The organism is Formosa sediminum (assembly GCF_007197735.1).
Taxonomy (GTDB): Bacteria; Bacteroidota; Bacteroidia; order Flavobacteriales; family Flavobacteriaceae; genus Formosa; species Formosa sediminum.
This window is the reverse complement of the sequence record NZ_CP041637.1, coordinates 3,535,988-3,554,637: the sequence shown is the minus strand read 5'-3', so window position 1 is coordinate 3,554,637 and position 18,650 is coordinate 3,535,988. Positions and strand designations below refer to the sequence as shown.

Annotated in this window: 13 protein-coding genes; 5 read left to right on the top strand and 8 right to left on the bottom strand. The window is 31.5% G+C overall.

All coding sequences use genetic code 11. The annotated features are described in order from the left end of the window. Window positions 1–10 precede the first annotated feature (10 nt). The 3 genes from rplI to FNB79_RS15570 all read left to right on the top strand — a co-directional run bounded on the left by rplI (window position 11) and on the right by FNB79_RS15570 (window position 1,857). A complete protein-coding gene (gene rplI, locus FNB79_RS15580; protein WP_143382239.1) occupies window positions 11–463 on the top strand; it encodes a 50S ribosomal protein L9 in 453 nt (150 codons plus the stop codon). 68 nt (window positions 464–531) lie between these two features. After that, window positions 532–1,377 carry a glycerophosphodiester phosphodiesterase family protein gene (locus tag FNB79_RS15575; protein WP_143382238.1) on the top strand — a complete coding sequence of 282 codons (846 nt, stop codon included), beginning with the start codon at window positions 532–534 and terminating at the stop codon, window positions 1,375–1,377. Between the two features lie 6 nt (window positions 1,378–1,383). Continuing rightward, window positions 1,384–1,857 (top strand): DUF6495 family protein, encoded by a 474-nt coding sequence (locus FNB79_RS15570; RefSeq protein ID WP_143382237.1) that lies wholly within the window; start codon window positions 1,384–1,386, stop codon window positions 1,855–1,857. A 5-nt stretch (window positions 1,858–1,862) separates the two neighbouring features. Here FNB79_RS15570 and FNB79_RS15565 read toward each other — a convergent pair whose 3' ends face one another. Then, on the bottom strand, window positions 1,863–3,101 hold the full coding sequence (locus tag FNB79_RS15565) for an ABC transporter permease (protein WP_143382236.1): 1,239 nt from the start codon (window positions 3,099–3,101) through the stop codon (window positions 1,863–1,865). Window positions 3,102–3,231: 130 nt separating this feature from the next. On the opposite strand from FNB79_RS15565, the gene hisS reads away from it, so the two are divergent. After that, window positions 3,232–4,602 (top strand): histidine--tRNA ligase, encoded by a 1,371-nt coding sequence (hisS, locus tag FNB79_RS15560; RefSeq protein ID WP_143382235.1) that lies wholly within the window; start codon window positions 3,232–3,234, stop codon window positions 4,600–4,602. Window positions 4,603–4,704: 102 nt separating this feature from the next. Here hisS and FNB79_RS15555 read toward each other — a convergent pair whose 3' ends face one another. The 4 genes from FNB79_RS15555 to FNB79_RS15540 all read right to left on the bottom strand — a co-directional run bounded on the left by FNB79_RS15555 (window position 4,705) and on the right by FNB79_RS15540 (window position 14,967). Then, window positions 4,705–11,502 (bottom strand): PKD-like domain-containing protein, encoded by a 6,798-nt coding sequence (locus tag FNB79_RS15555; RefSeq protein ID WP_185967794.1) that lies wholly within the window; start codon window positions 11,500–11,502, stop codon window positions 4,705–4,707. 731 nt (window positions 11,503–12,233) lie between these two features. Further along, window positions 12,234–12,821, bottom strand: a complete 588-nt coding sequence (locus FNB79_RS15550; protein ID WP_143382233.1) for a YceI family protein — start codon at window positions 12,819–12,821, stop codon at window positions 12,234–12,236. Window positions 12,822–13,066: 245 nt separating this feature from the next. Then, the gene (locus FNB79_RS15545) at window positions 13,067–14,347 is read right to left on the bottom strand and encodes a hypothetical protein (RefSeq protein WP_143382232.1); all 1,281 of its coding nucleotides are present in this window, start codon (window positions 14,345–14,347) and stop codon (window positions 13,067–13,069) included. A 29-nt stretch (window positions 14,348–14,376) separates the two neighbouring features. Next, a complete protein-coding gene (locus tag FNB79_RS15540; protein ID WP_143382231.1) occupies window positions 14,377–14,967 on the bottom strand; it encodes a YceI family protein in 591 nt (196 codons plus the stop codon). 675 nt (window positions 14,968–15,642) lie between these two features. Between FNB79_RS15540 and FNB79_RS15535 the strand changes: the two genes are divergently transcribed. Then, on the top strand, window positions 15,643–16,158 hold the full coding sequence (locus FNB79_RS15535; RefSeq protein WP_143382230.1) for a hypothetical protein: 516 nt from the start codon (window positions 15,643–15,645) through the stop codon (window positions 16,156–16,158). Window positions 16,159–16,243: 85 nt separating this feature from the next. On the opposite strand, the gene murA is transcribed toward FNB79_RS15535, so the two are convergent. From murA to FNB79_RS15520, 3 genes are all read right to left on the bottom strand, one after another. Then, window positions 16,244–17,554, bottom strand: coding sequence for a UDP-N-acetylglucosamine 1-carboxyvinyltransferase (gene murA, locus FNB79_RS15530; RefSeq protein WP_143382229.1), 1,311 nt, complete (start codon window positions 17,552–17,554; stop codon window positions 16,244–16,246). Window positions 17,555–17,559: 5 nt separating this feature from the next. Continuing rightward, window positions 17,560–18,219: a DUF4290 domain-containing protein gene (locus tag FNB79_RS15525; protein ID WP_143382228.1), complete on the bottom strand. Its 660-nt coding sequence runs from the start codon at window positions 18,217–18,219 to the stop codon at window positions 17,560–17,562. A gap of 63 nt (window positions 18,220–18,282) precedes the next feature. Then, a complete protein-coding gene (locus tag FNB79_RS15520; protein WP_143382227.1) occupies window positions 18,283–18,576 on the bottom strand; it encodes a DUF493 family protein in 294 nt (97 codons plus the stop codon). Window positions 18,577–18,650 lie beyond the last annotated feature (74 nt).

Here is an 18,650-nt window from a genome sequence, read left to right as displayed (position 1 = left end):
ACCGATAACAATGGAACTTATATTAAAACAAGACGTTGAAAATTTAGGGTTTAAAGACGATGTTGTAACAGTTAAGAACGGTTATGGTAGAAACTTTTTAATTCCTCAAGGAAGCGCTATTTTAGCTACACCTTCTGCAAAGAAAGTATTGGCTGAAAACTTAAAGCAAAGAGCTTTTAAAGAACAAAAAATTGTTGATGAAGCAAATGTAATTGCTGAAGCTTTAAAAGCTTTAGACATTAAAATTTCTTCTAAAGTAGGATCAGGAGATAAATTATTTGGTTCTGTAAATAACATCGACTTAGCAGAAGCTATAGCTAAAGAAGGACAGTCTATAGACAAAAAATACATTACTGTAATTGGAGGTAATGTTAAACGTTTAGGTAAATACGAGGCTGTAATTCGTTTACACCGCGAAGTAACTGTAGATTTCCCTTTTGAAGTAGTTGCTCAAGCAGACTAATTTAAAAGCAATCATAATATTAAAACCGTTTAGACTTGTTCTAGACGGTTTTTTTAATTTAAAAAAATATGAAACATTTTTTATTAGCTTGTATTTTAATTAGTTTTTTTAGTTGTAATACAACCAGAAAAGATTCAAAATTAATAGAGGTATTTAAAGCGTCTAATACACAACTACCCCATGTAAGTGTTCATCGGGGAGGTAAAGGATTAGCGTTTTACCCAGAAAATTGCTTAGAAACCATACAATATGTTAATGATAGTATTTCTGCAATCTATGAAATTGATGTGGCTCAAACTAAAGACAGTGTACTCGTATTAATGCACGATAACGCAATAGATAGAACTTCTACAGGTACAGGTTTAGTTAAAAATTTAACCTATGAATCTCTAAAATCTTTTAATTTAGTAGATGATTATGGAAATAAAACAGCTTATAAAATTCCATTATTTAAAGATGTACTATCTTGGTGTAAAGCCAATAATGTTGTACTTACTATAGATGTTAAAGGAAGCGTAAGTCAGGAAGTTGTTATAAATGCCATTAGAGCAGTAAAAGCAGAAGACGTATGTATACTAATTACTTATGATGTACAACAAGCAAAATCTGCATACAATTTGGCACCAGACTTATTGTTATCTGTATCTGCAAGAAATGAAACGGAATTTAATAATTTATTAGATGCTAATATTCCAACAAAAAATATGTTGGCATTTACAGGAACACGATTGTCTAATGTTACATTATACGAAAAATTACATTCACAAAATATAGTTTGTATGCTTGGAACTTTAGGAAACTTGGACCAACAAGCTAAGACTAAAAATGATACAAGTTATAAAATATGGCAAGATTTGGGCGTAGATATCTTTGCAACAGATAGACCTTTTGCCGTTTATAATTCTATAAATTAATTACATATGAAGTACGCAAGACTTACAAAAGAACAATTTGAAGAATTACATCAAGAATTTATTAATTTCTTAGCAACGCAGTCTATAGATGCTGCAGAATGGAAAACCATAAAAGAAACAAAACCCGAAGTTGCAGAACAAGAATTAGATGTTTTTAGTGATTTGGTTTGGGAAGGTGTCTTAGGGAAAGTAAAATACCTAGAGCATATTTCTGGACAACACATGCATTTATTTTCGCTTGGCGAAACCAATATGCATTTAATTGCTATTAAGCTTAAAAATGATAAAGATTTAGCAACTAAAGAAGGATTTGAATGGTTAAGAAAAAACTTATTAGATGATGAAGTCGAGTTTCTACAAGCCAACAAAACCTACTCTGAAGATAAAAACCTAGATATTTTTAAGTTAATACAACGAGGTGCAAACATTACTAAGGGTGAATTATATACCTATTTTAATGAATTAGTGAATGCTAATTAAATACTTTATTCGTAGCGTAAAGATTCTATAGGATCTAATTTTGAGGCTTTAGATGCCGGATAAGATCCAGAAATTATAGCTACTATAAAGGTAATTACACTAGCCCATATCATGGCAGACCAAGGCATAGTAAATTGAAAATCGACTGCACTTGCAAACCCGATACCAATTAATATACCAAGTATCATTCCTAAGATACCACCTAACTGACCAATGATTATGGTTTCTATAAAAAACTGAAAAGCTATGGTGCTTTGTTTGGCACCTAAGGCTTTTCTTACTCCAATTTCACGTGTACGTTCACTTACAGAAACTAGCATAATATTCATTAATGCGATAGAAGAGCCCAGAATAGTAATAATACTAATAATCCAAGCAGCTGTAGATAATACTCCTGTAATGGCTCCAATTCTGTTTATTAAATCGTCACTACGTTCCATACCAAAATTATTATCTTCAATAGGATTTAAACCGCGTATGTTTCTAAAAGTTATAATAGCATCATCTTGGGCCTGATCTAATAATTCTTTCTTTTCTACCATAATACTTAATGCATAATTAATATTTGAATTGGTGAAAATAGAACGTGCTTTTTGTAAGGGCATTATAACTCTTAAATCTTGATTGTTACCAAAAGTGGAGCCTTTAGATTCTAATGCGCCAATTACTTTAAATTTAAATCCTCTAATAGATATAGTTTTATCTATAGGATTGTCTTCTTTAAATAAAGCTTTTACTAAATCACTACCAATAATGCATACATTTGAGTTGTTATCAACTTCTAACGCATTAAATTCTCTACCTTGATCTACTTTTAAACCTGAATTTTGTATAAAATTTTCATTAGCACCTATAACAGTAACTTCAGGATCTGTTTTTTCGTTTTCAAATTTAACTTCAGCTATTGATGTTCCTGTAAATGAAACGGATGTTTTTGTGAAAGGATATTTATATTGATCTTCAAAATCACGAATGTTCTGATAGCTAATAATAGGATTTACTTTTTGGCGTTCCCCAGCTTGCCTACGTGCAGTAAACTCGTAACGCTGAATGTTAAATGTATTTGCTCCCATAGACGAGAAATCGCTAGATATAGTTGTTTCTAAAGCAGAAACGGCACTTAAAATTCCAACTAAAGCAGTAATACCTATGGCAATAATTAGTACTGTTAATATGGTACGAAGTAATTGACCTCTTATAGAATCGAAAGCAATTCTAATATTTTCTCGAACAAGTGAAAACATGAATATATTGTTATGGGTTGGGTGTTTTTATATAAGACTACAAAAACGTAATAAAGTTACTATAAAATTAAATTATCTTATTAAGTCACATCAAAAATTTAGATATTTGCGTTCAAATTAAAATATACCAATGGCACAAAAACCAAGTATTCCTAAAGGAACACGCGATTTTAATCCGGAACAAGTTGCAAAACGACAATATATATTTAAAACCATTCAAACTGTTTTTGAAACGTATGGTTTTCAACCTATAGAAACACCGAGTTTTGAAAATTCTGAAACTCTAATGGGAAAATATGGAGATGAAGGCGATCGTTTAATTTTTAAAATTTTAAATTCAGGTGATTATCTTAGTAAAGTTGATGAAGATTTATATGCTGAAAAAAATTCAACTAAAATAACATCAAGTATTTCAGAAAAAGCATTACGATACGATTTAACGGTACCGTTTGCAAGATATGTCGTGCAACATCAAAATGAAATTGAATTTCCGTTTAAGCGTTACCAGATGCAACCCGTTTGGAGAGCAGACCGTCCGCAAAAGGGACGTTTTAGAGAATTTAATCAATGCGATGCAGATGTTGTAGGTTCTAAATCACTTTGGCAAGAAGTGGAATTTGTGCAATTATACGATGCGGTGTTTACAGCTTTAAAATTAGAAGGTGTTACCATTAAAATTAACAATCGTAAAATCTTATCTGGTATAGCCGAAGTTATTGGTGCAAAAGATAAATTAATAGATTTTACTGTTGCTTTAGATAAATTAGATAAAATAGGAGAGGAGAAAGTAAAAGAAGAAATGTTAGGGAAAGGGATTCCGCAAAGCGGAATTGATAAATTGCAACCACTCTTCACTTTATCTGGAACTTTTGAAGTACAAATACAAAGTTTAAAATCTATTTTGAGTACCTCTGAAGAAGGATTAAAAGGTGTTGAAGAATTGGAATTTATCAATACAGGTATTGAAACTTTAGGTTTAAAAACAGCTGCTTTACAGTTGGATGTAACTTTAGCACGCGGATTAAATTATTATACTGGTGCTATTTTTGAAGTTGCAGCACCGGATGGTGTGTCTATGGGATCTATTGGTGGTGGTGGTCGTTACGACGATTTAACTGGAATATTTGGTCTTAAGGATGTAAGTGGAGTAGGAATAAGTTTTGGATTAGACCGTATTTATTTGGTATTAGAAGAATTAGAATTATTCCCAGAAGCAGTAAATAAAAATGTAAAGGTTTTATTTATAAATTTTGGAGATGCAGAAGCGTTATACAGTTTAAAAGCTATTCAGAAATTAAGAGCGGCTGGTATTAATGCTGAATTATATCCGGATGCTGCTAAGATGAAAAAACAGATGAATCATGCCAATAAACGTGCAATTCCATTTGTGGTTTTAGTAGGTGAAGAGGAAGTGAAATCTGAAGTTTTTACACTTAAGAATATGGCTGAAGGCACACAGGATAAATTAAATTTTGATGCGCTTTTAGATGCTGTTAAATAAATGACCTATTTATTAAGAAGTATTAAAAAGATATAGAATTAAGCAAAAAAAAGTCCCGAATACATTCGGGACTTTTTGATTTTTATTATTTATAAAAACCAATTAATACTTAATGCTAAGTTTTTTGGTTGCATTACCTTGATCTGTTTGGACTTTTACAATGTAGTTTCCTTCAGACACTTGTTTTACTGGTATTTTACAATTATGTGTTAAAGTAGCATTAGTCGCATTCCAAACACGTACAGTTTGACCTAATATATTTATTAATTGTACTTGTTTGATAGTTATATGGCTAGGTGAAGTAATATAGATTTCGTCTGTCTTACCTAAATAATTTACAGAAAGCTTGCGTAATTCATCTTCTATAATATCTAGTCTATTTTCTTCTTTAAACGCTACAAAATAACGATCTGTATACGCTCCTTTATCTAAATGTATTTGGTATTTAGAGTTGTTAACTTTTGTATAGGTGTTTTCATAACTATCGTAAATAAAGACATCTATATCAGTATCAAAATTTTCCAGAGTATTTAGGGTAATTTCAATATTTCCGTCTTTTCCCATAAATAAAGCTAAAGGATATTGTTTGGTTTCATCAAACGCTCCAACCCCTTGAATAACATAAGTGTTATCATTAATCAAAAATAATAAGTCACTAGAAATAGATTCAAAATTTGTGGCATCATAACCAAAATCCACATCATCTGTTGCAGCATTATCTGGTGTAAACCCTAACAATAATTGTCTGGTTGCATTATCAGGATTTTTGAAATTTAAACGAATGCGTTGTACATCGTTGTCATCGTTTTGATCTGTACCATCTGTTCTTAAGAAAATTGAACTGCCGTCAGTTTCTGTTTTATAAATACGCTGACCATTATTAAAGATAATATTACCGGCTTGTCCTGCAGTAATAAAAAAACCTTGAGCAACTGGTATATAGCGTTTAGGAATGTAATTGTCTGCATCTCCTATTCCAGAAATATCAGCTGGAGCAACGGCTGGATTTCCTCCAGTTAAATTTAATGAGGCATAACCTCCTAAATACTCTTTGGTTGCGTGAGAATTGTTTGTAGTAGATTGTCTCCAAAAACGAATTTCTCCATTATTACCTCCGTCATTTAGCATGACTTGATTATCTGTTATAAATGTATTGGCATCTATAGCAGATGGATATGGATTACCTACAAGAGCATCGTTTCCTGCAGATACATTAACTAAATAATCGCCGTTATTTGGTTGTCCAATAAATGTATAATCTGCATTACTAGCACCTTTCATAATATAACCTAAACCAACGTTAATGTCGTAATCTTCATCAATTTTGTGCCAGTTAAAAGTTGTTGTATTATAGTTTTCAAATAAGTATAACCATCTTGTGCTAATAAAAGGTGGATTTCCTGGAGCACCATCAGAATTAGTGGTCCATCTTACAGGTGTTGTACCTGTATGTAAGACTTCATTTAATTTATACGTTCTATTACTAGTAGTTCCAGAAGTACTTACTGGAGATGCCCAATAATTATAATTATAAATATTTGTAGTTCCTTGCTGATCAAGGTGTAATTCTCCTGTCCCTGTATAATCTACAATACTATTTTCAGGTTGTAATAATTGTGCTTCACCTTCTAGTTTTAAGGTACCATCTAATTTCAAATATTTAGATACAGTTAGAGGAGAATTGTCTGGAACAGTTAAGGTATTATCTTCTACAATTAAGCCTAAAACAGTTGTCGTTCTATCTAGTGTAATATTGTTTTTTATTTTTACAATATTCCATGTAATTCCACTGCTGTTAGGTATTTGGTTTACATCTGCATTCATCCATGCTGCGGCAGAATCCCAATTGGAATTTCCATTAGTCTCGTAAGGTAATGGTGCAGTTTCTTGTTGCTTAGATGTCATGTTTCTTAAAGTACCTGATGCAGCACCATTAACAGATGTTAAAGTTCCGTTTAATATATTTGAACCCATTTGGTAGTACCCAACTAAATTTGTATTCCAATCTAGATTACCTGTAATATCTAATGGTATAATTGCACCTCTAACTTTCCCTCCGTTATTTTGAATTTCTTGATTCATCATTTCACGAATTTGGTCTTCAGATAAAGCGGTGTTCCATATACGTAATTCATCTAGCCAACCGTTATAATAATTTGTAGGTAGCAGGGTTGATTGTTTGGCTCCGAGCAGTGCTAAACTAGAATTAGATTGCGGACCGTCTCCATTTTGTGTAGCTTTAAGGATGCCATCTATATAAAGTTTATATACAGAACCGCTATAGGTTACAGCGATATGATACCAACGGTTAGTTGTTAAGCCTGTGGTATAGATAGAAGTTCCGTTGTTATAATTAAAAGCAATAGAGCCTCCATTTAAGGTTAAATCGTACCCAGAAGTGGTACTTGTAGCACTACGTTTAGAAAATAAGGTTTGCTGTCCAGACGTTGTATTTGGTTTAGCCCATATTTCAATACTAAAAGGACCATTTAGATTGTAATTATTTCCAAAGTTCACGCTCGTATTAGTACCATTAAAATTGAAATCGTTACCTGTACATGCAGGAATATTTACAGTTACATTTTTACTACTCTCACCACATAATGATTCATTTACAACGGTCCATGTTAAAGTATAGTTTGTGCCACTTTCGCCAGTAAATGTAGCATTAGGATCTGTAATGTCTGAGAATACACCACCTAAAGGTAAAGCGGTCCACGTTCCTGATATATTAGTATTAGCACTTAATTGTACAGTTGTGTCGTCACAAGAGTCAATGGTACTTATTAAACTAGCTTCAGCAGCAATAAATGGTTGAACGATTACACTATAAGTTACGGGAGTACCAGAACCACACCCTGTTGTAGATTTTGGTGTTATAGTATAAGTAACTGTTTTAGGTGATGAAGTAGTATTTGTTAGTACATTATTCAGGGTATATACTCCATTTTGTGAAATAATACCAGACTCACCACTTGAGTCTCCTAGAACATTTGTTGTTTCATTCCTAGTCCAACTAAACTCCATTGGGTTATCTGTAATGTTTCCATCTACAATTATATCTGCACTAGAACCACTACAAATTTCGTTTTCTGAAGCAGTAATGCTAAGAATTTTTGGAGTTGGGTAAATCTGTAAAGGTAACTCTATAGGGTCTGAATAACACTCAGGACCTATGAAAAAGTCATATATTGGAGTAATATAAAATGATGTAATTATTGTATTGTTTCCATTGTTTTTTAGAGTTGCATTTATTGTTGCTGTAGATTCGTAGCCAGTGAATAAACCACCAGATCTATTACCATTTATGACTCCTGTTGCAGGTGTAAAATAAGACGCATTTGATGCCCATGCATACTCTATGCTACTAGCATAATGTTCAATTGTAATGGTTGGACTTATAGGATCTCCTGGGCAATATATTTCCGTAGTGCTAGGTGCATTAGTTATTTTAGGCTGATCTGTCACTCCTCCAATCCCTACATATTCAATTTCGATTATATTACTATATAAAATCGTACTACATTCATTATCTGACACACTTAATCTATAAAATCCAGAGTTGTTTGGAGAAGTTGTATTTCCATTTCCTATGGTTGACCAAGAACCATTATTTTCATTCTGTCTATATTGCCATTGATAATTATAATTTCCTGAACCACCTGTAATAGCATCATTTAAATATAAATCTGTAGGTGACTCTCCCCAACAGACAGTTTGACTGTTAGCAATTACAGGAGTTGATAAAGGAGCATACACTATTACAGTGGCAGTTGTTGTGGTACTACACTTTAGTCGTGTAGCTGTTATTGTAAATGTTACGGTTTGGGTTTCGGTAGTTGTATTGGTTAAGGTTCCTGTAATAGCATTTCCTGTTCCGGATGGTGCTATTCCAGTAACATTACTAGTGTTGTCTCTAGTCCAACTGTAAGTTGTATTATTCGTGTTATAAGTATTACCAATAGCCATTGAGATAGTGCCTTCATTACATATGGTTTGCTCTATTGGAGTTACTTCAACAATCGGGGTAGGTATTATTCTAATTTGTATATCTTCAATAACATTACTTATACAACCGTTTGCAACCGCCCAAATTTTAAATGTAATAATTCTATTTCTATAATCAGTATTTTGCAATGTTCCTGAAATACTAGATCCAGTTCCACTTTCTAGTCCTTTAACCACAGAAAATCTATCTGTACGTTCCCAATAGTATTCTACATTTTCTAAATTATTATCGTTTAAGATTTCTATAGGAGTTATTTCTGTATCACTACAAACTGTTTGATTAACGTCTGGTCTAAGATCTGGATTTATAGAAATAACGAGCTCTGGATTTACAGTAATTGTAGCTGTTATTGTTTCGCCCTCACAACCATTTGCTAAAGCTGTTATGGTAAATGTAGTGGTTTGTGGAGAATTTGTTGTATTAACTAAGGCTCCTGAAATTGTAGCACTTGTACCGCTTTCTAATCCAGTTAATCCTGTAGTATTATTTCTAGTCCAGCTGTAAGTTACACCGGCAATGTTATTTGGATTGCTTATTACGATAGGAGTGATGTTATCTCCATAACAAATGTTTTGTAGTGTATTTGTAGCTGATACAGTAGGAGTTGGATTTACTGTTATAGAAGCTGTAATTTGACTTGAACACCCGTTAGCTGTAGCAGTTATAGTAAAAGTAGTTGTTATAGGATTATTTGTGTTATTGCTTAATGAACCGTTGATTGAAGCTCCAGTTCCGCTAGAAGCAATGCCGGTTAGGCTTGTTGTATTATCACGTGTCCAAGAATATGAAATTCCGGCTACGCTATTATCATTTAAAATATTAATAGGTAATATAGCATCAGTACTACAAATAGTCTGACTAGGTAGATTTACAGAAATTATGGGTTTAGGATTAACTGTAACACCATAATTAGCAGAAATTGTTCCTGTTCCACAGTCATTTTGACCTTGGACGGTTATAACACCAGAAATAGCTGTAAAGATATCATAGTTTACTTCAATAGTATTGGTTCCTTCTCCAGAAACAATGCTTGCGCCTGTAGGTAAAGTCCAAATATAATGAGTTGCGTTTGGAATGGAAGGTACAGAATATTCTATATTGTTTTCGCCTTGACAGACTACATTAATTCCTGTTAATGCACCAGCACTATCAGGTAAAGGGTCTACGTTAATAGTTGTTGAGGTACATGCAGTAATGTTACAAATTCCGTTATATCTAGCAAAATATGTAGTACTTGATGTTGGGGAAACAAGAATATTATTTCCAGTACCTACAGGTGTGCCTCCACAACTATCAGAATACCATTCTATAATTGCTCCAGTACCTAAAGTACCACCAGAAACATTAAGTGTTGTTGACGTTCCTTCACATATAGTATTAGAATTGGAAGATGTAATTGTGGTAGGAGCAACAGAGCGTTCATTTATATTTACAAGTAATTCTGTATTTATACTACTTTCACCACAATCATTTACACCAACAGCAGAAATTGTAAAATTGGCCAAAGGTGTATTGGATATATCTAAAACTATTGAATTTGATGAAGAAGAACCATTAAAAGTTGCAGAACCATTAGAAATACTCCATTGGTACGAGGTTGCATTTATAATTTCAGATATTTCATATGCAACCATTGTTTCTCCAGCACATACTATATTAGGTCCTGTAATAGCTGTTGGATTACTTGGAACGGTTTTTAATGTTAGTGGTAGCGTAGTTATATTACTTGTACCACAAGAATTTATAGCTTGTGCAGTTATATTTCCAGCTAAAGCAGTGTTAAGGTCTACAGTTATTGAATGTGTTCCAGATCCAGATGTAATAGTTGCTCCTAAAGGAACTGTCCAATTATAAGATGTTGCATCTGGAATTTCAGTTACAGTAAATGTTTGAATACTTCCCACACATACATCTGTATTAGCATTTATAAATGTTGGAGTAGTAAGAGGATTAGTAGTTGTTACCTCTAAGCTCGCTTGGTTGGTTACACCACCACAATCTCCAGCACCTTTAGCAATTACTGTCACTTGCCCAGAAGAGGCGTTAAGATAATTAACGGTAATACTGTTAGTCGTAGTTTGTAATGTCCCAGTAATTGGAGTCGCACCTGGAGGCAATGTCCACGTATAACTTTCTGCATTTGTAACGGTAGGGACTGTATAAGTTATATTATTTGAGTTTTTACAAACATTATTTGGTCCAGAAATAGATCCAATTGTTTCACCTACACCACTATTAGTATTAATAGTTACGGCAATACATTCAGTTTCATTACAATCTCCTTTATATGAAACGTAAAAGGTTTTAGATGAACCAGCTGTAATATTAGCATCTATTTGTTCTGCATTAGATAAATAACTACCGTAACAACTTTCAGTATACCATCTTATAGTTCCATTACTGCCTTTATCTCCGCCTGAAACTTTCATGTGAATGTTGTTTGTTTGTCCTTGGCTATCGTAACAAATAGATTGACCTGTGTAAGCTATATTGTTAATTGTAATTGTAGTAGGAGCAATAGATTGTCTTTTAAACTCGATTGTTTTGTCTCTATTTTGACTAGTTTCAAGACTGTTATAAGCTCGTACACTTATATTCCGTTGTCCTTCATTAGCTGTGTCTGAAATGGAAACAATAACACTTGTAGTGCCTTGTCCTGAAACAATGCTAATTCCATCAGGCATAGTCCATGTGTATCCTGAAGCACCTATAACAGGTGAAATAGAGTAAGTTTCGGTACTTCCTTGGCACACTGTTCGCGCACCACTAATTTCACTAGGTTGAGTTAATTGAATGGAATATAACTCGTTACTCTTGGAAGATGAATTAGTTGTGTTTTCAGAAAAATAACTTTTATCGGGTTTAATGATTCTATTAGCATTTCCTCTCACACTAAACGAGTTAAATGTTAATATGCTAAATATTAATAAATAAAAGCTAAATTTAGTGCTTTTAGTTAAGATTGGTGTTTTAAACTTTGAGTAGTTAAATATTTTCCAAAATAATGATGAATATGTAAAATTTTGCATTCGCAGTAGGTTTATGTTATTGATTATTTGGGTAATCTCAAAGTTATAACACTAAATTGTAATAACTTAAATTTATGTTAAAAAAAAATAAAAAAAATAGATAATTAGGATTTTGTAAGGCGTATTTAGCTTTTTTATTCATGAGTTTAAAATGATTAAATTAGATTTACTGGAAGTTTATAGAGGTAATAAGCCTTTAAAGTAGTATTTGCCATACATATTAATATAGGAAATTAGGGGCATGTATAAGCTAATTATTACTTAGCAAGTAATAATAAAACTCTGAAAAATGAGAGTTAAATTTAAGCTTTAAAAAAGTTACATCTTTTACGTGTTTCAGTATAATTAGAATATTAAAGTTTTATATATTTGAGCAGCTATTAGTTGGAGTAGTATTAACTACTTTTTTATCAAGAGGCTGTTTGGGAGGGCAGCCTCTTTTTTATGCAATTTAATTAACATTTTAAGGCTGTAAATTCTAACTAAAACATTATAATTATAAAACTATTAAAAGATTAAAAATTATATTAGCTGTTTATTTTTTTGTAGATAATTGTAGTAGTGACTAGCTGTATAATTAATGTTTAATATAATTATAATACTTCTAAATCTAATTTAAAGTGTACAGAAACTACATCTTCAATTTTTATTAAACCTAACATTTTATTAGGGTTTTCTAATCCAAAATCTCTAATGTTTAAACTGATTTCCCCTTGTATTGTGAGTAATTCGTCTTTTGTAATAGTTATTGGAATTTTATAAGGTTTTGATGTTCCTGCAATAATAAAATTTACTAATGCATAAGCATCATCACTGTTGGAGTTAGGGTATTTAACTTCATTTAAATGAATAATAATTTCTGGATAAGTTTCGGTTTTTAAGAGCGCTCTAAAATCTTTATTAATCATTCTTTTACCACAATCAAAATCTGTATTGTTTAAAACCAATGTAGCATCTTGAAAAATAGTGCTATTAGTTTTTGAAATATAAGTAATAGGTGCAATTTTATCTAATGTAACCGAATTAAATACACATGAAAAATCTGTAATGTTAGTCTCTCCGTTTATTGTTAATTTACTGCTAGGTTTTATACTAACGTGAACTTTATTTTTGTGATTAATACTAATAAACGATACGTTAATAATTACAACCAATACGAGTGTTATTCTTTTTAACAACATAATTTATTATAGTTTTTGTTTGTTTAATTTAATAGAGAATGAGTTAAATTTAATAATAGTATATATTATTATAATAAAAAATATAAAAAAAATCCTTACTAGTAATGGTAAGGATTTTATGGTAAAATATAATCTAATGTTAGGTTTTAATCCGCTATTTTAAAGATTTATAAGATTTGAAAATTATAAATGACACACTTTAAAATAGCTTCTTAAAACCTTTTTTATAACTCTTAATAGAGGGGTTAGAAACTAATTACAGCTTCAAACATTACACCATCAAATTTAGCATCGTCGTAAAGACCTGTCCCACCATCATAAGATTGGTTTACATATTCTAATTTCGCTAATATATTTTTTGTCATAAACCAACCAGCACTCGCTTGAAATCTTGTAATGTCCATATCTTCAGTTCCGTCATATTGAGAATTAACGACGTTATAACGCCCACCTAAGTAGAAGTTTTCATTTTGTCCAAATCTGTAAATTAATTCTCCTGCATATTGTTGTGTTTCACCATCTAATGCTTCACTAGTACTTGTAGCATTTGTAGTTCCTTGGTTCATTTCAATAGTTCCAAAAAATTCTAATCCTTTATATTTTACAAAAGGGTTAATCATTACAGCAGTGATGCTATTTGTAAAACTTGGTGAAAAACGTCCAGATCTAAAGTTATCACTTTCTGCACCTTCTGCTTGTAATACATGGTAATATCTTGATCCAGCTCTATCTCCACTATATAAATATAAGCTTGGTATAAATCCAGTATTGTATAAAGATCCTGTTAAACGTACTCTTAAGTCGTTATTTAGTTGTTTGTCATATCCTAATTTAGCTAAGAATGATGCACCTCCAGATTTTCCGTTTGCATTTGCTACAACAGATTGGTTCATTTTACCATTAGTAAATCCAACCATACCAATAAATCCATCTCTTTGGTAATACACTTCAGCACCAATTTCAGATGTGAAAGAATCCATTATTAAGTTACCTACAAAAGGGTTAAAAATGGCTTGTGCGTTATCTGTTCTTCTAAAGTGCGCATCACCATAGTTATTTTCCATTTGTCCAATTCTTATTGTAGCATATTTCATGATGTCATCTAAGAATCCTTCTTTAATAAAATCTAATTTATCTACTTGAAAAAATCCACCTTTTACATAAGGTTCGTTGTGGTGACGAGAAGATAAATATGTTCTTAAATGCATTCTTACACCTGGAGCTAAAGCCACATCTAAGTCTAAGTTTGCAGTAGGTAAATTAAAGTTAGAAGTTAATTCATCTAAAGGAGCATCTCCTGAATTACTATGATCTAATCCTTGAAATTGTAAAGCAAAAGATCCGCCCATTCTTACGTGAAGTTGGTCAAAAGTAGAAATAGTATCTTTTGGATCTTCAAATACGTTAATGCCTCGTTTATCAGGTTGTCTGTAGTTGTCAATATTTCTATTATCCTGAGCAAATGTATTGGCTGTAGTAGCTATAAGTACAATTGCAATTATTAAAGGTTGTATATACTTTTTCATCGTTTTGTGTTTTTAAAAATTTAAATAAGTTATTGTAATACTATATTAAATTCAATTTTTAGTTCATCGCCAGTTGTAATAGTACCAAACATGGCTGTTGGAGGTTCCACTTTAAATTGTGTCATTTTAAAAGTGTAATTTCCGTTTAGTTTTACTTTATTGTCTGTAAGAGTTAAGTTAAAATTTAAGGTTATAGTTTTTGTTGTTCCTGCTATAGTTAAGTTTCCAGTGGTTTTTACAGCGTATACTCCATTACCTTTGCTTGTAATAGATTGAATATCTACCATTTTAAAGTCTATGCTTTTGTGATCGTCTGTTTTTAATGCTTTGTAAGCATTTTTATCCATACCAGATTTACCACTTTCAAGACTTTCTGCAACGACTTTTAAATTTAAAGCCGAAATTGAAGGCGTTTCAGCTGTTGTGTTTAGACTTATTGAACCACTCTTTTGTTCAGCAACCATTTCCCAATCATGTAAACTTGATGTTCCAAATACACTTAATTTTGAAGCATCATTGTTTAATGTGTACGTTTGAGCTAACATTACAGAAGCACTAAAGAGCGTAAATATTAAACTTAAAATTTGAGAAATTTTTAAGGGATGATTTTCAGTTTTCATAATTTAAAAATTTATAGTTATTAATTTGATTTTTGACACTTTCTTGTGCCGAAATTTGAAATATACTCGTGTTAATTTTATGCAAAGATATGATTGAATTTTGGTAGAAAACAAACATCTTAGGGTATGGGGTAATCGATTGCTTTAGTGCGAAATTGGCTAAAGCTTTGCTATTGTTGGGATTAAAGAGTCTTTTATCCATCTACTTTTAACATAAATTTAACATAATTGTTATTGCGATATGTTTTGTTTATTGCCTTTTATTTTGATTAATATTTAAAAAAATATGACTTTTATCATGTTTTTTTAAATATTAATCAAATTTTACAACTTTTTAGAGGTTTTTATTAGGGGCTTTTTTTAATGATTTTAGAAGTTTAAAGAGTTAAAATTTTAACTTTTGGTACCAAAATATTTTTTGTTTGCGCTTTAAAACTAATTTTTGAGGTGTATTAATTACCCTTTTTTAGTAATTTGAATCAAGTTAAATTATTCTTTATTTATAAAATTTAGATAAGTTTTAAATTTAAGTTTTTCAATTTTAGATTATCTTTTTTAGTTCAAACGCAAATTTTTATCATCATTTAATAAATGCGATATTGTCTAAAATGTAATTTACAAATGTGTTTTTATTTCCGTATCTTCAACATATAAATTAAAAAAAACGGAACACTAATGAGTAAATTAAAACAATATTCTGAAGAGGAATGGAATAAAATTGCAGTATTACCCCAATTAGTAGGAGCAATTGTAGCAGGAGTTGAACAAAGTGGGCTTGTAGGATCTACCAAAGAGATGATGGCTACAGCTAAAAGTTTTTTAGAAGCTAAAGAAAAGTATCCAAATAATATATTAATTCAAACCATTATACCACAAACTAAAGAAGTAGATGTTGTGTTAGAAGATGTCACCGATGAACAAACCCGTTTTAAAAATAGATTGAAGGCATATGAAGTAAAAACCAATGAAGAATTAATTGTGAATGTGTTAGCAGACTGTAAATCTACAATGTTAGTACTTAAAGAAAAAGAATCTGAAGCTACAGTTGCAGAATATAAATCGTGGTTGTTAGACATTGCGCAAAGTGTCGCTAAATCAGGAACAGAAGGTGATTTTTTAGGTTTTGGAGGTGTAAAATTTAGTGATAAAGAAAAAGAAGTTGTTGAAGCTTTAAAAGAAGCATTAAGCTAATTTATAAGGATATTATTATATAATAAAACGAGCACATAATTTAATTATGTGCTCGTTTTATATTTTAAAAGGTATTGAATTATTATTAATCCAATCGCTTAATTTTTGCGCCTATAGCTCTTAAACGTTCGTCTATGTTTTCGTAACCACGATCTATTTGTTCAATATTATGAATGGTAGAGGTACCTTTAGCAGATAGAGCTGCAATTAGTAAAGATACACCAGCACGTATGTCTGGAGATGTCATAGTAGTCGCTTTAAGACTCGATTTAAAATCGTGCCCTATAACAGTTGCACGATGTGGATCGCAAAGAATAATCTTAGCTCCCATATCAATAAGTTTATCTACAAAGAATAAACGGCTTTCAAACATTTTTTGATGTATAAGAACACTTCCTCGAGCTTGTGTAGCCACAACCAATATAATACTAAGTAAATCTGGGGTAAACCCTGGCCATGGAGCGTCTGAAATGGTAAGAATAGATCCGTCTATAAAATTTTGAATTTCGTAGCCTTCTGTATGTGCAGGAATATGAATATCGTCGCCTTGTTCTTCTACTGTAATACCTAACTTTCTAAATACATTTGGAATAAGACCTAAATCTTTCCAACTTACATTTTTAATTGTAAGTTCGCTTTTTGTCATTGCTGCTAGACCTATCCAACTTCCAATTTCAATCATATCAGGAAGCATACGGTGCTCTGTTCCGCCTAAAGAGTCTACACCATCAATAATTAACATGTTAGAGCCTATGCCACTAATTTTGGCTCCCATACGGTTAAGCATTTTACAGAGTTGCTGTAAATAAGGTTCGCAAGCAGCATTATAAATTGTAGTTTTGCCTTCTGCTAAAACGGCTGCCATTACAATATTTGCGGTACCAGTAACCGATGCTTCATCAAGAAGCATGTAAGTACCTTTAAGTTTTTTAGCTTCAACACCATAAAAATGATCTTCTTTATTGTATCTAAAACTGGCACCTAAATTTATAAAACCTTCAAAATGGGTGTCTAATCTTCTACGTCCAATTTTATCTCCACCTGGTTTAGGAATATAACCTTTACCAAAACGAGCTAAAAGCGGACCAACAATCATGATAGAACCACGAAGTCCTTTACCGTCTTGTTTAAAGGCTTCAGATTCTAAATATTTTAAATTGATTTCGTCTGCTTTAAAGGTGTAGGACCCTTTATCTAGTTTTGTAATTTTTACACCTAGGTTACGTAAAAGGTCTATAAGTTTATTAACATCAACTATATCAGGGATATTATTAATAGTAATTTCTTCTGCAGTTAAAAGTACGGCGCATAAAATTTGTAAAGCTTCGTTTTTAGCGCCTTGAGGTTGGATGCTACCTTTTAATTGGTGTTGTCCTTCTATAATAAATGTAGCCATAGCTATTAGTAGCGTTTTCTATTACGGTTAGAATTTGTGTTTGTGTTTTTTTTGTATGTCTTTTTCGAGTTTGTAGACGAGTTGTATTTCTTTTTATTGCGTAATAAACTGGAAGCATCAGAAAGATCTTCGTCTGTATTTTTTAAATTTATTTTACCGTCAGACAACTCATATAAATGATTAAAAATTACATTATCATCTACCGTATCTTTATTCCAATTTAAAAAACACTTTTTCATATGGTTAGCAATACTATAAATTAGGGCCTCTTTAAGTTCTCCATCTTCCCAAGTATTGGCAACATCAATCATAGTTTTTATGTTATTTCCATAAAAACGATATTTTGGAAAGTTTTGAGGATAATCTAATGGATCTGGCTTTTTTTCTAGTAATGCTTTATCCGGTACACCATAAGGTGAATCTACATCTAATTCGAAATTCGAAATGATAAAGAGTTGATCCCAGAGTTTATGTTGAAAATCAGGGACATCTCTTAGGTGAGGTTGTAAATTTCCCATAACAGCAATTATAGCATTTGCTTCTTTATTTCTGTCGTCTCTGTTTTCAATGGTTTTGGCGTGATTAACCATTTTTTGAAGGTGTCTTCCATACTCAGGAATAATCAAATGTTCACGCTCGGTGTTGTATTCTATGTTATCTATCAAAATATTAGTGTAGTATTAAAATGTGCACGAAGTAATTATGCCTTCGCAAAATACAAAAAAAAATTAAAGACTGATAACACCTTCAACGTTTTCTATAACTTCTTTATATTTTTCGATAACAGTTTCTGGATCTTTTAACTTTACGCTAATAGATATGCTGGTATATTTACCATTTTTTGAAGGTTGTGTTTTAATTACAGCTCCTAAATTATTAAATATACCTTCTATTTCTGCAATTTTTTTAGGTTCTGATTTTACAATAAATTTATATAAATATTCAGATGGCCAAACGGTTGTATCGTATAATTGTGTTTTTAATTTTTCGTAAAACTCCTCTGTATTTTTTTTTTCGCTCATAGTTATTTTTTAAGTTGCTAATATACTATTTCATTAGCATTTTTTATTTCTGATTAAAATCACGAATTTTACAA